General features: G+C 43.2%; 15 protein-coding genes, 1 tRNA gene and 1 other annotated feature. Of the genes, 12 read left to right on the top strand and 4 right to left on the bottom strand.

Annotated features, from left to right (window positions below; all coding sequences use genetic code 11):
* Nucleotide 1: 1 nt before the first annotated feature.
* From LJE11_RS05555 to LJE11_RS20745, 8 genes are all read left to right on the top strand, one after another.
* Complete coding sequence (locus LJE11_RS05555; protein WP_020993935.1) at nt 2-493, top strand: 4Fe-4S binding protein; 492 nt, start codon at nt 2-4, stop codon at nt 491-493.
* A gap of 339 nt (nt 494-832) precedes the next feature.
* Nucleotides 833-3,106 carry a xanthine dehydrogenase subunit XdhA gene (gene xdhA / locus LJE11_RS05550; protein WP_008703277.1) on the top strand — a complete coding sequence of 758 codons (2,274 nt, stop codon included), beginning with the start codon at nt 833-835 and terminating at the stop codon, nt 3,104-3,106.
* Nucleotides 3,107-3,121: 15 nt separating this feature from the next.
* Nucleotides 3,122-4,006, top strand: coding sequence for a xanthine dehydrogenase subunit XdhB (gene xdhB / locus LJE11_RS05545; protein WP_008703275.1), 885 nt, complete (start codon nt 3,122-3,124; stop codon nt 4,004-4,006).
* Nucleotides 4,003-4,503, top strand: a complete 501-nt coding sequence (xdhC, locus tag LJE11_RS05540) for a xanthine dehydrogenase subunit XdhC (RefSeq protein ID WP_008703273.1) — start codon at nt 4,003-4,005, stop codon at nt 4,501-4,503. The genes xdhB and xdhC overlap by 4 nt, the downstream gene beginning before the upstream one ends.
* Nucleotides 4,500-5,378, top strand: a complete 879-nt coding sequence (yqeB, locus tag LJE11_RS05535; RefSeq protein WP_008703271.1) for a selenium-dependent molybdenum cofactor biosynthesis protein YqeB — start codon at nt 4,500-4,502, stop codon at nt 5,376-5,378. Before xdhC ends, yqeB begins: the two co-directional genes overlap by 4 nt.
* Nucleotides 5,338-6,054 (top strand): selenium cofactor biosynthesis protein YqeC, encoded by a 717-nt coding sequence (gene yqeC, locus LJE11_RS05530; protein ID WP_008703269.1) that lies wholly within the window; start codon nt 5,338-5,340, stop codon nt 6,052-6,054. The genes yqeB and yqeC overlap by 41 nt, the downstream gene beginning before the upstream one ends.
* Before the next feature lie 6 nt (nt 6,055-6,060).
* The gene (locus LJE11_RS05525) at nt 6,061-6,747 is read left to right on the top strand and encodes a nucleotidyltransferase family protein (RefSeq protein WP_020993934.1); all 687 of its coding nucleotides are present in this window, start codon (nt 6,061-6,063) and stop codon (nt 6,745-6,747) included.
* Nucleotides 6,748-6,922: 175 nt separating this feature from the next.
* A complete protein-coding gene (locus LJE11_RS20745) occupies nt 6,923-7,216 on the top strand; it encodes a DUF6783 domain-containing protein (protein ID WP_349826284.1) in 294 nt (97 codons plus the stop codon).
* Here LJE11_RS20745 and arcC read toward each other — a convergent pair.
* The 4 genes from arcC to dpaL form a co-directional block, all read right to left on the bottom strand.
* A complete protein-coding gene (gene arcC, locus LJE11_RS05520; protein WP_008703267.1) occupies nt 7,152-8,096 on the bottom strand; it encodes a carbamate kinase in 945 nt (314 codons plus the stop codon). The two genes, LJE11_RS20745 and arcC, sit on opposite strands and share 65 nt — an antisense overlap.
* 201 nt (nt 8,097-8,297) lie before the next feature.
* On the bottom strand, nt 8,298-9,491 hold the full coding sequence (gene ygeW / locus LJE11_RS05515) for a knotted carbamoyltransferase YgeW (RefSeq protein ID WP_008703264.1): 1,194 nt from the start codon (nt 9,489-9,491) through the stop codon (nt 8,298-8,300).
* Between the two features lie 205 nt (nt 9,492-9,696).
* A complete protein-coding gene (locus tag LJE11_RS05510) occupies nt 9,697-11,007 on the bottom strand; it encodes a YgeY family selenium metabolism-linked hydrolase (RefSeq protein ID WP_025581111.1) in 1,311 nt (436 codons plus the stop codon).
* Nucleotides 11,008-11,152: 145 nt separating this feature from the next.
* Entirely contained in the window at nt 11,153-12,382 is a 1,230-nt protein-coding gene (gene dpaL / locus LJE11_RS05505) for a diaminopropionate ammonia-lyase (RefSeq protein ID WP_008703260.1), read from the bottom strand.
* 258 nt (nt 12,383-12,640) lie between these two features.
* On the opposite strand from dpaL, the gene LJE11_RS05500 reads away from it, so the two are divergent.
* The 4 genes from LJE11_RS05500 (at nt 12,641) to LJE11_RS05485 (ending at nt 16,888) form a co-directional block, all read left to right on the top strand.
* Complete coding sequence (locus LJE11_RS05500; RefSeq protein ID WP_008703258.1) at nt 12,641-13,882, top strand: DUF1015 domain-containing protein; 1,242 nt, start codon at nt 12,641-12,643, stop codon at nt 13,880-13,882.
* 124 nt (nt 13,883-14,006) lie between these two features.
* Entirely contained in the window at nt 14,007-14,543 is a 537-nt protein-coding gene (locus LJE11_RS05495; RefSeq protein WP_008703256.1) for a hypothetical protein, read from the top strand.
* 164 nt (nt 14,544-14,707) lie between these two features.
* Nucleotides 14,708-14,781 (top strand) — tRNA-Pro (locus LJE11_RS05490).
* 93 nt (nt 14,782-14,874) lie between these two features.
* Nucleotides 14,875-15,138, top strand: a binding site (T-box leader).
* Nucleotides 15,139-15,232: 94 nt separating this feature from the next.
* On the top strand, nt 15,233-16,888 hold the full coding sequence (locus tag LJE11_RS05485; protein WP_020993933.1) for a 2-isopropylmalate synthase: 1,656 nt from the start codon (nt 15,233-15,235) through the stop codon (nt 16,886-16,888).
* The last annotated feature ends 13 nt before the right edge of the window (nt 16,889-16,901 follow it).

The raw sequence follows: 16,901 nt of genomic DNA, 5'->3' as shown, positions 1-16,901 counted from the left end.
TATGGCAGTAAAGAAGAAATTTCCATATCGCGCGGCTGTAGTTGCATGTAATGGGGGGTGCAGATCAGCCGAAGGTGAGGCCGGCTGTGCAGATGGATGTATCGGATGTAAAGCCTGTATAGATAAATGTAAATTCGGAGCCATTTCCATCAATGAGTATGGTGTGGCGGAAGTGGATGAGGAGAAATGCATTGGCTGTGGTGCCTGCGCGAAAGTCTGCCCGCAGAAAGTGATCCATGTCCATGAGTGTGCAAACTACATTGTGGTAAAATGTTCCAATAAGAAAAAAGGTGCAGAAGCAAAGAAACAGTGTGACGTCAGCTGTATCGGCTGCGGAATCTGCGAGAAGACCTGTACAGCCGGTGCGATAAAAGTAAAAGACAGCTGTGCTGTGATCGAGGAATCCATATGTCTGAGCTGTGGTATGTGCGCAGTGAAATGCCCAAGACACGTTATCCATGATCTGCATGGAATATTGACAGAAATACGTTAAATAAATCAGGTTACTGTTCACTCTGTTCTTAGTAATACATTACAAAGGATATTCTCAGTGAACAGTAACCCAATCAGACAACTTCGTTAATAGGAAAATAATACGTAAAAATTGAATAAAAGATTGCAATTTCATATCCAAATATGCTATACTCAAATCAGAAAACAGATAACAATTATGCAAATAAAAAGTAAATTCGCCTGATGTCAGAAAAAAGGTGAAGGAAAGTAGCATGGTTCGGAGCCGGACATAAGTCCTGAGGGGAACAGACAGATACCTTGGGGTGTGTCCGGCTCCTTCTATATAATAACCAAAAATAAATACAGAGAAGGTGAAAACATGATTGGAAAGAGTGTTCCAAGAGTAGATGCCTATGACAAAGTTACAGGACGTGCAAAATTTACTGATGACCTGGTTCCTGCCAACTGTCTGGTGGCAAAAATCTATCACGCAAAGATCGGAAACGGTATCGTAAAATCAATCGATACCAGTAAAGCAGAGGCTCTGGACGGCGTAGTAAAAGTGGTTACTTTTAAAGACGTACCGAATCATTGTTACCCTACGCCGGGACATCCCTGGTCTGTGGAGCTGGCTCATCAGGATGTTGCAGACCGCAATATCCTTACCGGAAGAGTCCGTTATTACGGAGATGATATTGCTGCTGTAGTGGCAGAAGATGAAATCACAGCCCAGAGGGCATTGCGCCTGATCGAAGTTGAATATGAAGAATATCCGGTAGAAATCCATCCGCGTAAATCCATGTATGGAAGCAAACCGCCAATCCATTTTGATAAAAAGGACAATGTACTTGTCCGTTCCAATTACTTTATCGGAAATGTGGAAGAAGGGCTGAAGGAATCCGAAACAGTTATAAAACGCAGTTATAAAACCCCGATCGTGCAGCACTGCCACATTGAGAATCCGATTTCCTGTGCATACATGGAAAATGGCAGGATCATAGTTGTGACTTCCACTCAGATTCCGCATATTGTCCGGCGTGTGATCGGGCAGGCTCTTGGAATCCCATGGGGAAAGATCAGAGTCATTAAGCCATACATAGGTGGAGGATTCGGAAATAAGCAGGATGTGCTGTATGAACCGTTAAATGCGTTTCTTACCACGCAGGTTGGCGGCAGACCGGTCAAACTCGATATAACCAGAGAGGAAACTTTCTGCAACACCAGAACCCGTCATTCTATTGAGTATGATCTGACGGCAGGTGTTGACAGTGAGGGGCATCTTCTGGCAAAGGATATGCTGGCTATTTCCAATCAGGGAGCATATGCCTCCCATGGACACGCCATAGCAGCCAATGGCCTGACTGCCTGGAGGCTGCAGTATGCATGTCCGAATATCAAAGGAGAGGCATATACTGTCTATACGAATACACCGGTAGGCGGAGCGATGCGTGGATACGGGATCCCGCAGGTATGTTTTGCAATTGAGTGCTTTATGGATGATATTGCAAAAGAGATCGGGATGGATCCTCTGGAGTTCAGAAAGAAAAATCTTATCAAAGGATATTATGAGGATGCTTACCTGAAGCCAATCGCAGCAAACACCAACGGGATTTTTGAATGTCTGGAAAAAGGTGCAGATTATATCCACTGGGAAGAAAAACGAAAAGAATATACAAACCAGACAGGTAATATCCGCAGAGGCGTCGGAATGTCACTTTTCTCCTATAAGACAGGTGTATGGCCAATCTCACTGGAAATTGCAGGTGCAAGAATGACTCTGAATCAGGATGGAAGTGTTGGACTGATGCTGGGAGCTACTGAAATCGGTCAGGGCGCTGATACGGTATTTTCCCAGATGACGGCTGAGGTTTTAAATATGGATATCAGTGATATTCATATCCAGACAGTCCAGGATACTGATGTAACACCATTTGATACCGGTGCCTATGCATCCAGACAGTCATTTGTAACAGGAACAGTTGTTAAAGACTGCGCAAATCTTCTGAAGGAAAAGATTCTGGATTATGCAAAAGAGCTGTTGCCTGAAGAGACAAGGAAACTGAGGCTTGATCATGGGTGGATCATGGCAGGAAAGGATCCGGCAATATCTCTTGGAAATCTTGCATTGGAAAGTTATTACAGTCTTGGCAATTCTTCTGTTATTACAGCAGAGGTTTCCGAGCAGGTAAAGAAAAATACGATTGCCACAGGATGCTGCTTTGCTGAAGTGGAAGTTGATATAAAGCTTGGCAAGATCAAAATCCTTCATATCATTAATGTGCATGACAGCGGTAAGCTTATTAATCCGAAACTGGCTGAAATGCAGGTACAGGGCGGTATGTCTATGGGAATGGGATACGGTCTGTCGGAGCAGCTCATTCTGGATGAGAAAACAGGAAGACCACTGAACGGAACCCTGTTGGACTATAAACTGATGACAATGATGGATACTCCTGATATCAAGGCAGATTTTGTGGAACTTGATGATCCGATTGGACCTTTCGGAAACAAAGCACTGGGTGAACCGCCGGCAATTCCGGGCGCACCGGCAATCCGTAATGCAGTACTTCATGCAACAGGTGTAGCCTTTAATGAAAATCCTCTGACACCACAGAGACTGATCGATGGCTTTATAAGGGCCGGACTTATTTAGAGGGGAGGGGATTTTATGTACGATATTGAGAACTATTATCAGGCTAAAAGTGTAAAAGATGCTGTGAGATTACTGAATGAACATCCGGATGCCAGGATCATTTCAGGAGGAAGTGATGTACTGATCAAGATCCGGGAGGGAAAATTTGCCGGAACTTCTCTGGTGAGCATCCATGGGATCAAAGAAATCCAGGGTGTAAAAATGGCGGATAACGGAGATATTTATATTGGTGCCGGAACTGTCTTCTCACATATAACAAATGATGCAATTATCAGGAAATATATTCCGGTTCTTGGCGAGGCTGTAGATCAGGTAGGAGGACCACAGGTACGAAATATTGGTACTATCGGTGGAAACATCTGCAACGGAGCAGTCAGTGCGGACAGTGCACCGACCGTATTTTCCCTGAACGCACTGCTGAGGCTGGAAGATGGAAAGGAAGGCCGTCTTGTACCTGTAAAAGATTTCTATCTTGGACCCGGCAGGGTGGATCTGCGGCAGGGAGAGATCCTGACCTATGTGATCATTCCTGCAAAAGAATATGAAGGGTATCATGGTCATTATATTAAGTATTCCATGCGAAATGCCATGGATATCGCAACGATCAGCTGTAGTGTGATGAGCAAGGTAAATCAACAGGCAGGAGTGATAGAAGATGTGCGCATTACCTTTGGAGTTGCAGCTCCGGTTCCGTACCGCTGCACAAAGGCAGAAGAGGCTTTGAAGGGCATGAAGATAGAAGAAAGCCTGTATGAAAAGACAGCACAGCTGATTCGGGAGGAAATCAATCCGAGAGATTCCTGGAGAGCATCCAGGGCATTTCGTCTTCAGATCGGCGGAGAAATTGCGGCACGGGCATTGAGACGTACCGTAGAACTTGCAGGAGGTGACCGCATATGAAAAAGCAGATGCAGCTTGTACGATGTACAGTAAACGGAAGAGAAGTTGAAGAATATGTAGATGTAAGGGAGTCACTGCTTGATATGCTTCGCAACCGCCTTGGACTGACTTCTGTAAAAAAGGGCTGTGAAGTAGGAGAATGTGGTGCCTGTACAGTAATCATAGACGGAGAGACTATTGACTCCTGTATTTATCTGGCAGTCTGGGCGGAGGGTAAAAATATCCGTACACTGGAAGGTCTGGAGAAAAACGGAGAACTTACCAGGATTCAGGAGGCATTTATCGAAGAAGGTGCCATACAGTGCGGTTTCTGCACTCCCGGATTTATCATGTCTGCCACTGTTTTACTGGAACGTGGAGAGAAATTATCAAGAGATGCGATTCGGAAACATATGGCAGGAAATCTCTGCCGCTGCACAGGTTATGAGAACATTGTAAATGCGGTGGAAAAAGTAATGGATGAAAATGAGACAAGACGAGGAAAGACAGTAAGATGACAAACAGATACACAAATGTCCCAAAATCTGACAATAAACCGGAAAATGTTGTAATAATAAGAGGTGGCGGTGATCTGGCCAGCGGTACGATCCACAGATTATACCGATGCGGCTACCGTCTTCTGGTACTGGAATGTGAGAAACCCACTGCGATCAGGCGAATGGTTTCTTTTTGCGAGGCTGTTTACGACGGGCAGTCTTCTGTGGAAGGAGTTCTCTGCAGAAAAGTTGACAGTGTAGAGGAATGCGAGGCAGTCTGGAAAGCCGGGGAGATTCCTCTTATGGCAGACACAGAAGGAACTGTCCTTAAGAAATACAGACCTGCAGCACTGATAGATGCAATTCTTGCAAAAAAGAATCTTGGAACAACCAGAGAGATGGCAGATCTAACCGTTGGTCTTGGACCGGGATTTGTGGCAGGTGAGGATGTGGATTATGTAGTGGAGACTATGAGAGGCCACAATCTTGCCAGAATCATCACAAAAGGCGCTGCTATGCCAAACACAGGAGTTCCGGGTATCATTGGAGGATTTGGAAAAGAGCGCGTGCTCCATGCTCCTGCTGCAGGGAAAATCCATTGTATCTCAAAGATTGCAGATATCGTGGAGAAGGATCAGGTCCTTGCCTGGATCGGAGATACACCTGTCAGGGCTTCTCTTACAGGAGTTTTGCGTGGCATGATCAGAGATGGATTTACAGTGCCGAAGGGGATGAAAATTGCAGATATTGATCCGCGCAAAGAACAAAAGAAAAACTGTTTCACGATTTCCGACAAAGCCCGCTGTATTGCCGGCAGTGTATTGGAAATCCTGCTTTCAGAAGGAGTGATGCCATATGAAGCACCAGGTCGATTTTCTGGAACTGCTGCAGATTGATTATGAAAAATACCCTGTGATCGCTGTAGTTGGCGGCGGCGGCAAAACCAGCCTGATCTACCGTCTTACAGATGAACTGATCGATAAGGGAAAGAGAGTGATCATTACCACGACCACCCATATGGCAGGAGAATCTGAACTTCCGTTTGCCAGGGGCGGAGATGCAGTCAGGGTAAAAGAACTTCTGGACAAAGAAAGATATGTGATTGCTGCGGAATATGAGGAGGACACAGGTAAATATGCGTCTCTGACAGATGAAAAACTGGAAGAACTGAGAGAATTATGCGATGTAATGCTTGTGGAAGCGGACGGAGCAAAGCATCATCCGGTAAAAGTCCCGGAGAAATGGGAGCCTGTAATCCCCAGATGTGCGGACATTGTGATTAGTGTGATCGGGCTGGACTGTCTGGGGCAGCCAATCAGTCAGAGTGCTTACCGTATGGAACGTACCTCGGAATTTCTCAGGAAAAGTCTGGAAGCTCCGATCACTGAAGAAGATATTGTAAAGATTGCGACTTCTATCTGCGGACTTTTTAAGGATGTGGAAGAAAGAGTATACAGAGTGTATCTGAACAAGTCAGATATACTCAGAGAGAAAGAACCTGCAGAGCACATTGTTGAGGAACTGGAAAGGAAGAATACAGTAGCGGCTTACGGAAGCCTTTTGGAGGAATAAATTATTTTGAAAATTGCAATGATCATGCTGGCGGCTGGAAACAGCCGCCGTTTTGGGGCAAATAAACTGTTATATGAAATAGACGGAATACCTATGTATCGACATGTGCTGGAACAACTGGATGATACAAAGAAGAAAATAGAAAATATCTATTCGGAATATTCAGATATTACAGAGGATAATAATAATGATAATAATTCAGATATTGTTCAGTTAAATAACCTGTACAGAAATAATATTACAGCAAAAATAATCTGTAATATTATTGTTATTACTCAATATGATGCCATTGCAGAAGCAGCAAAAACAAAGGAAATACAGGTTTTGTATAATCCCCATCCGGAAGATGGAATTTCTTCCTCTGTAAAAATCGGTCTGAATGCCAGCCTGGATGCAGATGCAGTGCTTTTTACTGTGTCTGATCAGCCCTGGCTTACCAGCGAGACAATCTGTGAACTGATCCATGTGTTTTTAAACACTTCCAAAGGAATCGCCTGTGTTTCCTGTCAGGGGAAAATGGGAAATCCATGTATTTTTGACAGGAAATATTACAATGAGCTGCTTTCTCTGGAAGGGGATAAAGGCGGTAAAAAAGTGATCATGAAACATCTGGATGATACGCAGATTTATGAGATAGAAGCAGGCAGGGAACTGGAAGATATTGATTATTATGAATCTATAGCAGTCCACTAGTACATCGTTTCGTAAATAACTATACCAATCGCGTAGGATGCGGATTCGAGTGTGCTGGTATAAAAACGCAGGCGTAGCGGGCTACGCTGAGGCTTTTAGACCTGTGCAATCGGATTCGCAGACAAGTGAGTGGTATAGTTATTTCGAAAACGATGTACTAAAGCGTGTCTGAAAAATGCTTTCCGCAAGATGTATGTCAAAATATACCGAAAAGTGGGGCGTGCAGATTGCAGGAATGATTTTCCAGACACTCTGGTCCACTCATCACAAAAAAAGTTCCGGGCGAGGTCACCGGAACTTTTTTTGCGCAATTATTTCGCTATATGGCAGATATCCTGAATATGTGGCAGTTATATATATCAGTATTAAACAGCTGATATATGATAAGATATCTGCTGAACAGATTAAAGATGGATTTTGGTTCCGGTTTTTCCCTGGATACCGTCTTTGGCTTTCTGAAGTAAAGTGATCATGGCAGTTCTTCCTTCTTTGGAGCTTGCAAAATCAACGGCAGCCTGAACTTTCGGGAGCATGGAACCTGGGGCAAACTGTCCCTCATTAATATATTTCTTAGCGTCATCTACAGTGATGTCATCCAGCCATTCTTCGTTTTCCTTGCCGAAGTTTACAGCAACCTTCTCCACTGCTGTAAGAATGATAAGCATATCTGCATCCAGCTCTTTGGCCAGGAGACAGCTTGCATAATCCTTATCAATAACTGCTGATGCACCTTTGAGATGATGTCCGTTAAGAACAACGGGAATTCCGCCGCCACCGCAGCAGATAACGATTTTATTTGCATCCACAAGACTGTTGATCGCATCCTGTTCAACGATTTCAACAGGCTTTGGAGATGCAACTACACGACGATAACCACGCCCTGCGTCTTCTTTCATGATATGTCCATATGCCTTGGCCTGATGGTCTGCTTCCTCTTTTGTCAGGAATTTGCCGATCGGCTTGGATGGATTTTCAAAAGCAGGATCATTGGGATCTACACGAACCTGAGTGACAACAGTGACGACAGGTGTGCGGACAAATCCTCTGATTCGAAGTTCCTCTCTCAAAGCATTCTGCAGATCATATCCGATGTAAGCCTGACTCATGGCAACACAGACAGAGAGAGGAGTGTTTGGCTGATTCTCATCTTCTCTGGAGAGAGCAGACATGGCATTGTTGATCATGCCAACCTGTGGCCCGTTTCCATGTACAACAACAACCTGATGACCTTCTTCGATCAGATCGCATAATGCTTTTGCAGTAGTTTTTACAGCTACCATCTGTTCCGGGAGAGTATTTCCCAGAGCGTTCCCACCGAGCGCAATAACGATTCTTTTTCTTGTAAACATTTGTAAAAACCTCCTGATTTTAAAGGCAAAGAGGGCCGCCGCAATAAAGATTGTGTGCTTTCTGCGACAGCCCCGCCTGCTATACAATATGATGAGTACTATTTTTCAATATATTTAAATTCTGAAACTGCTTTCAAAATTAAATATCTGTTTGAAAGCAGCTGGAATATTACTGCAATCCAACTGTTAATCTGCGCCTGATTATTTCAGGATTCTTGGAGCTGCTTTGACTTCAAGTTTCTTCAGGATATCCTGTGGATTTTCAAATTTGGAAAGCATGATCATAGCAGCGATGATGTATGGTTTGAAGCTTGCTTCTTTGTATAACGGGATTCTGTAACGATCGAATACAGAAGCGTCAACCTCACCTGTTTCGCAGCTTACACCTGTAATATCAGCCGGCAGGCAGTGCAGGTAAAGAGCTTTTCCGTCTTTTGTTGTTTTCATAAGTTCTTCTGTGCAGGCCCAGTCTTTGTGCTGTGCATTCTGTGCAAGAAGTTCTTTCTCTAATTTATCGATTCCGTCGAAGTCGCCTTCTGCATAAAGGTCTGTACGTTTTTCCATAGCTGCAAATGGAGCCCAGCTCTTTGGATATACGATATCAGCATCTTTGAAAGCTTCAGCCATATCGTTTGTCTTTGTGAAGGATCCGCCGTTTTTCTCAGCATTCTTTTTGGCGATCTCTTCAACTTCCGGCATTACATCATATCCTTCCGGATGAGCAAGAACAACGTCCATGCCGAAACGTGTCATCAGACCGATAACGCCCTGCGGAACGGAGAGTGGTTTACCATAGGATGGAGAGTAAGCCCATGTCATAGCAATCTTTTTGCCTTTCAGATTCTCAACACCGCCGAATTCATGGATGATGTGGAGCATATCTGCCATACACTGTGTCGGATGGTCAACGTCGCACTGAAGGTTTACAAGAGTAGGTCTCTGCTCAAGGATACCGTCTTTGTTTCCTTCTGTAACAGCTTCCATGAATTCTTTCTGGTAAGCATGTCCTTTTCCGATATACATATCATCACGGATACCGATCACATCAGCCATGAAAGATACCATGTTTGCTGTTTCGCGAACAGTTTCACCATGAGCGATTTGAGATTTCTTTTCATCAAGATCCTGTACTTCCAGACCAAGAAGGTTACATGCGGAAGCAAAAGAGAAACGTGTACGTGTGGAGTTATCGCGGAAGATAGAGATTCCAAGACCACTCTCGAATACTTTTGTGGAGATATTGTTCTCTCTCATGAAACGGAGAGCATCAGCAACTGTGAAAACAGCTTCCAGTTCATCATCTGTTTTGTCCCATGTCCAGAAGAAATCGTTGTTGTACATTTCTTTGAAGTTTAAGCTGTTTAATTTATCAATGTAATCCTGTAATGTTTTCATAAAATCAATACCTGCTATGCTTTGATAGCTTATCCTTTCCTGATATGAAATAATTGAATTTCTGCGTTTGGCAGAACACCGGTTATCCGGCTGTATCTGTTTATCTTGTGTCCCTGCCTGTTACAGCAGGGATTCTGTCCGGACACATATTAAGCCTTTAGGATGATAGGAAATCCGTCGCCTAAAAAATTTGAAAATTTATTTATTATTTGCAGTATGCAGTTGGAAGAGCAGCGTATACAGCAGCGCATCTTACAAGGTCGATCTTCCATGTTTTTTCGTTCGGAGCATGAGCCTGTGCTTCTGCACCAGGTCCGAATCCGATACAAGGAATGCTGTTACGTCCCATGATTGTTACACCGTTAGTAGAGAATGTCCATTTGTCTGTAAGCGGACGAGCTTTTCTCATGCCTTCTGTCTCAGCATTTCCGAGACGCTCTTCGCCGTACAGTCCTTTATATGCTTCTTCCAGAGCCTGTGTTACTTTGTGATCTTTCGGGATTACCCATGTCGGGAAGTAGCACTCGATCGGATATACAAGGTCTGTATAGGACGGACGGTTGTATTCATACATGGATACTGTTACGTCGTCGCCATATTTCTGTACAGCCGGAAGAGCACGGATCTCATCCAGGCAGCTTTCCCATGTTTCGCCTGCTGTCATACGACGGTCAAGAGATACAGAGCAGGAGTCAGCTACTGCACAGCGGCTTGGAGATGTGAAGAAGATTTCGGAAGTAGTAACAGTGCCACGTCCAAGGAAACGTGCTTCTTCCCATTCAGGGTTGTATTTCTCATCAAGCATTTTTACAAGACCTTTGATCTCTGTGGTATCAGCAGCATCGTTTTCGTTTAATGCGCGGATATCCTGGAGAATATCAGCCATTTTGTAGATTGCATTGTCACCACGTTCCGGAGCGGAACCATGGCAGGAAACACCCTTTACATCTACGCGGATTTCCATACGTCCACGCTGTCCTCTGTAGATACCGCCGTCTGTTGGTTCTGTGGAAACAACGAATTCAGGACGAACACCATCTTCATGGATGATGTACTGCCAGCAGAGACCGTCACAGTCTTCTTCCTGTACAGTACCTGTCACAAGTACCTGATATTTATCGTTTAAAAGACCAAGGTCTTTCATGATCTTAGCACCGTATACTGCAGAAACAATACCGCCCATCTGGTCAGATGTTCCACGTCCGCCGATTTCTTCATCAGATTCGAAACCTTCGTATGGATCAAATTCCCAGTTCTTGATATTACCGATACCGACTGTATCAATATGAGCGTCAAAACCAATGAGAGTTTTACCTGTTCCCATGTAGCCGAGGATATTGCCCATCGGATCGATCTGAACTTTGTCGAATCCGACTTTTTCCATTTCCTCTTTGATTCTCATGATATGTCCTTTTTCTCCGCAGCTTTCGCCAGGAATGCGAACCAGATCGCGAAGGAACTTAGTCATATCATCCTTATAACCCATTGCAGCTTCGTTAATTTTTGCGTAATCCATTTTTTTACCCTCCCAATATGTATAAAATATTATGATGTTAGGGTCAAAAGGTATTTTGCCCCTAATCTGATATCATATTATTAGTTACTGGTATATCATTTTCGAGATAACCATACCACTTACCTGTCTGTGTTCACCAAAAACATCATTTACTTAAAGATTCGTCTGTTCCGTATAATCCGTCCCATACGATCTCGCGGTAGCGAACAGGATCAGTGTCACCTTCTGTGGAAATAACAAGTACTACGGAATTCTCATCCAGTTTCAGCGCTTCTTTTAAGTCTTTTGCATCTTCATCGTGAAGAGCAGTGAAGCAGAAACCAAGCGGAACGGAACCGGATTCACCGGAGACAACGCGTGGATCATCTCCCAGTGGATTAGCGTAGATACGTGTTGCCTTTGCGCTCATCCAGTCAGGACAGGATGCAAATACATCTACGTGATTTTTCAGGATATCCCATCCGATCGTATTTCCCTCACCGCATGCAAGACCGGCCATAATTGTCTGAAGATCACCTGTAACATTTACCAGATTTCCTGTCTTTGCAACAGCGGAGCGGTACAGGCAGTCAGCAGCACTTGCTTCACAGACAGCCATAACCGGCGGGTTATCTTTATATTTATGAGCAAAATAACCGACTACGGCACCTGCTAAAGAACCAACACCGGCCTGAACAAATACATGTGTTGGACGTTCAACACCCATTTCTTTTAACTGCTGGTCAGCCTCAAGAACCAGTGTTCCGTATCCCTGCATGATCCAGGATGGAATTTCTTCATATCCGTCCCATGCGGTATCCTGAACGATGATACCATGTTCTGTTTTGGCAGCTTCTGCTGCAGCCATTCTTACGCAGTCATCATAGTTTACTTCTTCGATCGTAACAGTAGCACCTTCTTTGGCAATGTTATCGAAACGAGTCTTTGTTGTTCCCTTAGGCATTCTTACAACTGCTTTCTGTCCAAGGCGGTTAGCTGCCCATGCAACTCCACGTCCATGATTACCGTCTGTTGCAGTAAAGAATGTAGCCTGTCCGAATTCTTCTCTTAATTTATCAGAAGAGAGAACATTGTATGGCAGCTCGCTGATATCACGTCCAAGTTCTTTTGCGATATAGCGGCCCATTGCATAAGAACCTCCAAGTACTTTGAAAGCATTTAAGCCAAAGCGATAGGATTCATCCTTACAGAAAATATTTTTTACTCCTAAATATTTCGCAAGGGATGAAAGGTTCTGAAGAGGCGTCACACTGTACTGTGGGAAACTTCTGTGGAACTCATTTGCTTTCTTTACATTTTCTTCGGACATCAGTTCCAGGTGTTTATCATCTGATTTCGGAACCTCGTTTACAGTCCATTTTAATCCTTCTGTCATAAAATGACCTCCCTTAAAAATTATCATTTGGTTTCCTTAACTTGTGATTCTATCATACCATATATTTTAAAAATTGCAATAGAAAAATACAAAAATTTTTAGGTTTTTCAAAAAAAAATTAGGTTTCATAATTTGTACATTGATATAAGGATTTGGATATGATAAAATAATGAGTAATGTTCGTTTTATTTTTACAGGATAGACAGTAAAGTGGGTATAAAAGAGCAATACAAAAGATACAGAAGAGGAGAAAATATTATGGCAGTATTTCATGCATTCCGGGCACTTCGACCTACACCGGAAAAGGCTGCTGATGTGGCAGCACTTCCATATGATGTGGTAAACCGTGAAGAAGCAAAATCAATCGGAGATGAGAATCCCCTGTCCTTTCTTCATATTGACAGACCGGAAATGGATCTGGAACCTGAGACAGATCTGTATGATGATCGGGTTTATGAAAAAGCAAAAGAAAATCTTGACAATATGGAAGAAAAGGGAATTCTTGTTCAGGATCAGAAGGCCTGTTACTATATATATGAACTTGTAAGAAAAGGAAAGACACAGACCGGTATCGTAGGATGCAGTTCCATTGATGATTATATGAATGGTGTAGTGAAGAAACATGAGCTTACCAGAGAAGATAAGGAACAGGACAGAATCCACCATGTAGATTCCTGTAATGCAAATACCGGTCCTATTTTTCTGGCATGCAGATATCCGGATTCTCTGCTTACACTGATGAATAACTGGAAAGATCATCATGAAGCAGCATATGATTTTACAGAAGAGGATCAGATTACACACAGAGTATGGGTGATTGATGAAGATGAGGTCATTTCTGAAATAAATAAGGAATTTGCAGGGGTTGATTCTCTGTACATCGCAGATGGACATCACCGCGCAGCTTCCGCTGTAAAAGTAGGTTTAAAGAGAAGAGAACAGAATCCGGGATATACAGGGGAGGAAGAGTTTAATTATTTCCTGTCTGTTGTATTTCCCTATGACCAGCTCTGCATTCTTCCTTATAACAGGATTGTAAAAGATTTGAACGGCCTGACTGTAAAGGCATTTCTGGGCGCCCTGAAGTTCAACTTTGAACTGATGCTGATGCCGGGATTTCCATGCAAGCCTGTAGAGAAGCATTGTATGGGAATGTATGTGGACGGACAGTGGTATCACCTGAAAGCATGGCCGGATATCTATGATAAGAAGGACGTGGTCGGACAGCTGGATGTATCCATTCTTCAGGAAAAAGTCCTCAGACCAGTCCTGGGAATCGAAGATCCGCGCACAGACCAGAGAATCTCCTTTGTGGGCGGAAGCCATAAGGCAGCAGAGCTGGCAGAGATTGCGGACAGAACCGGCGGTGTAGCCTTTGTCATGTACCCGACATCTATGGAAGACCTGATGAAGATTGCAGACGAGAACAAATTAATGCCCCCAAAATCCACCTGGTTTGAGCCAAAGCTTCGGAGTGGGCTGTTTATACATAAGTTATAATTTGCCGAAGATGTCTTATAAAAATATTATAATAATTTCGCTGTAGACTTTTTCTTCCTTCAATGGTACAATTGGTTCTATACAAAAGAGAACGAAACGTACTATAACGAAAGGAGGGAAGAATGTGGAAGATGCGGAATTGAGAAATATCCTTTTTTCTATACAGGGAAGCATTGCCGGTTTTCAAAATGATATGTCCGATGTAAAGAACGATATCGCAGATATGAAGACAGATATTGCAAACATGAAGACGGATATCACGAACATGAAGACGGATATCACGAACATGAAGACGGATATCACGAACATGAAGGCAGATATCACAAACATGAAGACAGATATTGCGAACATGAAGACGGATATCACAAACATGAAGACGGATATCACGAACATGAAGGCAGATATCACAAACATGAAGACGGATATCACGAACATGAAGGCAGATATCACGAACATGAAATCAGATATTGTGCAACTCAAGGGAAGCGTAAAAACTATAGAACTTAAACTGGAAAATGAAATTGACAGAAAAATATCTGCCCTATTTGATGCACGTATGGATGAGCTTCGCTATAGAAAGGAGAATAAGGAAACTCGAGAGAAAGTTTTTGAACTGGATATGCGTGTAGACAATTTGGAAAAAGCCATCATGCCAGCGTAACTGTAACAGATGATTGTAAGGCTTGTACATAGGATAAACAGGAAGAAATTTTATAACATAAAAAAGTACATGAAATTTCTTCCTGCTAAATTTGTATAATTTTTGTGAATTTTTCAAAAAACAGTTGAAATCACAGAAATAATTTGTTATACTAACTTGCGTTACGGGGTATGGCGTAGCTTGGTAGCGCGCACGGCTGGGGGCCGTGAGGTCGCAGGTTCAAATCCTGTTGCCCCGACTGACATATGGTTAAATCGTTTGTAGTATATTTACAATGAATGATTCAGACGTATGTTCATTTCATTTCAAAAAAGCCAAATAAAGTTATAAGTAAAATGCAATGATAAGGAATAGTACACCCGGACCGGAGCACAGAGAACTGCTGGTTGCTGAGAAGCAGTGGAAGGAAATTGTGGAACTCGCCTTTGAGCAGCTGCCTGAAATTATACAAGAGTAGGTGCAGACGGTTTCCACCGTTATATGGAGAGGATATAAGAATACCGGATATCCGGAGATTCCGTATCCCATGAGTGTATGACATTGTTCATAAATAAGAGTGGTACCGCGTAAGATGATAATATCTTTCGTCTCTTGCAGATAAGTCTGTGGAGATGGAAGATTTTTTTATGTCTTTTTACAGTCAATCCCCACAGTCCAAACATAATATTTACATAACGGAGGAAGAAAAAATGATGAATCCAAGCAAATATCAGAGACAGTATTTTATGCCGCCTGTTAAATGCATGAAATGGGCAGAAAAAGAATATGTGGACAAAGCACCTGTCTGGTGTTCTGTAGACCTTCGTGACGGTAATCAGGCACTGGTGATTCCGATGAGTCTGGAACAGAAAATTGAATTCTTTAAACTTCTTGTAAAAATCGGTTTCAAAGAAATTGAAGTAGGTTTCCCGGCTGCTTCTGAAACAGAATATGAATTTCTGCGTACCCTGATCGAGCAGAATCTGATCCCACAGGATGTAACTATTCAGGTTCTGACTCAGGCCAGAGAGCATATCATCCGCAAAACTTTTGAAGCTGTCAAAGGCGCACCGAAGGCAATTGTACATGTATACAATTCCACCTCTGTAGCTCAGAGAGAACAGGTATTTAAGAAATCCAAAGAAGAAATCTTAAAGATTGCAGTGGATGGTGCCGCATTATTAAAGAAACTGGCTGATGAAACAGAAGGAAATTTCCAGTTTGAGTACAGCCCTGAAAGCTTTACAGGCACAGAACCGGAATACGCTCTGGAAGTATGCAATGCAGTTCTTGATGTATGGCAGCCTACAGCAGATAACAAATGCATCATCAATCTGCCTGTAACTGTACAGCATTCCATGCCGCATGTATATGCAAGCCAGGTAGAATATATGTGTGAAAATCTGAAATACCGCGAGAATGTAATCGTATCTCTCCATCCGCACAATGACAGAGGATGCGGTGTTGCAGATTCTGAAATGGGATTACTTGCAGGTGCAGACAGAATCGAGGGTACTCTGTTCGGAAACGGTGAGCGTACCGGAAATGTAGATATTGTTACACTTGGCATGAATATGTATTCCCAGGGTGTAAATCCAAAACTTGACTTCTCTGATATGCCGCATATCTGTGAAATATATGAAGAATGTACCGGAATGAAAGTAGGCGAAAGAAGTCCGTACAGTGGTGCACTTGTATTTGCCGCATTTTCCGGCTCTCATCAGGATGCAATTGCCAAGGGTATGCACTGGAGAGATGACAAGGATCCGGATCACTGGAATGTTCCGTATCTTCCGATCGATCCGACAGATGTGGGAAGAAATTATGACGCAGATGTTATCCGCATCAACAGCCAGTCTGGTAAAGGTGGCGTGGGATATATCCTTGAGACCAAATTCGGTCTTAACCTTCCTCCGAAAATGCGTGAGGCAATGGGATATGCCACAAAAGCTGTTTCAGACCACAAACATAAAGAGCTTCATCCTGACGAAATTTTCAATCTGTTTAAACAGACCTTTGAGAATATCACAGAACCGTACAGTATCAATGAAGTACATTTCCAGCAGAAAGATGGTGGTATTGTAACAAAAGTTACCTCTACTTTCCGCGGAAAGACAATCACTACAGAGGCATCCGGTAACGGACGTCTTGATGCAGTCAGCAATGCACTGAAGAAGGCATATGAGCTGAAATATTCCCTGGAAACATATCAGGAGCATGCGCTGGAGCGCAGTTCAAGTTCCAAAGCTATTGCTTATGTCGGTATCAAAAAGCCGGATGGAACCCTTGCCTGGGGTGCAGGCGTAGACGCAGATATCATTCGCGCATCTATTGATGCACTTGTAACAGCGATCAATAACCGTTAGATTGTTCCGACAC

The organism is Blautia sp. DFI.1.216 (assembly GCF_020594215.1).
GTDB lineage: Bacteria > Bacillota > Clostridia > Lachnospirales > Lachnospiraceae > Blautia_A > Blautia_A wexlerae.
Note: the sequence above shows the minus strand (reverse complement) of the source record. Positions and strands in the feature narration are given on the sequence as shown.

Excerpts from the sequence above, each read along its gene's own strand:
- ygeW (WP_008703264.1), bottom strand. The coding sequence starts at position 9,491 with ATGAAAACATTACAGGATTACATTGATAAATTAAACAGCTTAAACTTC.
- LJE11_RS05510 (WP_025581111.1), bottom strand. The coding sequence starts at position 11,007 with ATGGATTACGCAAAAATTAACGAAGCTGCAATGGGTTATAAGGATGAT.
- xdhA (WP_008703277.1), top strand. The coding sequence starts at position 833 with ATGATTGGAAAGAGTGTTCCAAGAGTAGATGCCTATGACAAAGTTACA.
- yqeC (WP_008703269.1), top strand. The coding sequence starts at position 5,338 with ATGAAGCACCAGGTCGATTTTCTGGAACTGCTGCAGATTGATTATGAA.
- dpaL (WP_008703260.1), bottom strand. The coding sequence starts at position 12,382 with ATGACAGAAGGATTAAAATGGACTGTAAACGAGGTTCCGAAATCAGAT.
- yqeB (WP_008703271.1), top strand. The coding sequence starts at position 4,500 with ATGACAAACAGATACACAAATGTCCCAAAATCTGACAATAAACCGGAA.
- arcC (WP_008703267.1), bottom strand. The coding sequence starts at position 8,096 with ATGTTTACAAGAAAAAGAATCGTTATTGCGCTCGGTGGGAACGCTCTG.
- LJE11_RS05500 (WP_008703258.1), top strand. The coding sequence starts at position 12,641 with ATGGCAGTATTTCATGCATTCCGGGCACTTCGACCTACACCGGAAAAG.
- xdhC (WP_008703273.1), top strand. The coding sequence starts at position 4,003 with ATGAAAAAGCAGATGCAGCTTGTACGATGTACAGTAAACGGAAGAGAA.
- LJE11_RS05555 (WP_020993935.1), top strand. The coding sequence starts at position 2 with ATGGCAGTAAAGAAGAAATTTCCATATCGCGCGGCTGTAGTTGCATGT.
- LJE11_RS05485 (WP_020993933.1), top strand. The coding sequence starts at position 15,233 with ATGATGAATCCAAGCAAATATCAGAGACAGTATTTTATGCCGCCTGTT.
- xdhB (WP_008703275.1), top strand. The coding sequence starts at position 3,122 with ATGTACGATATTGAGAACTATTATCAGGCTAAAAGTGTAAAAGATGCT.
- LJE11_RS20745 (WP_349826284.1), top strand. The coding sequence starts at position 6,923 with ATGCTTTCCGCAAGATGTATGTCAAAATATACCGAAAAGTGGGGCGTG.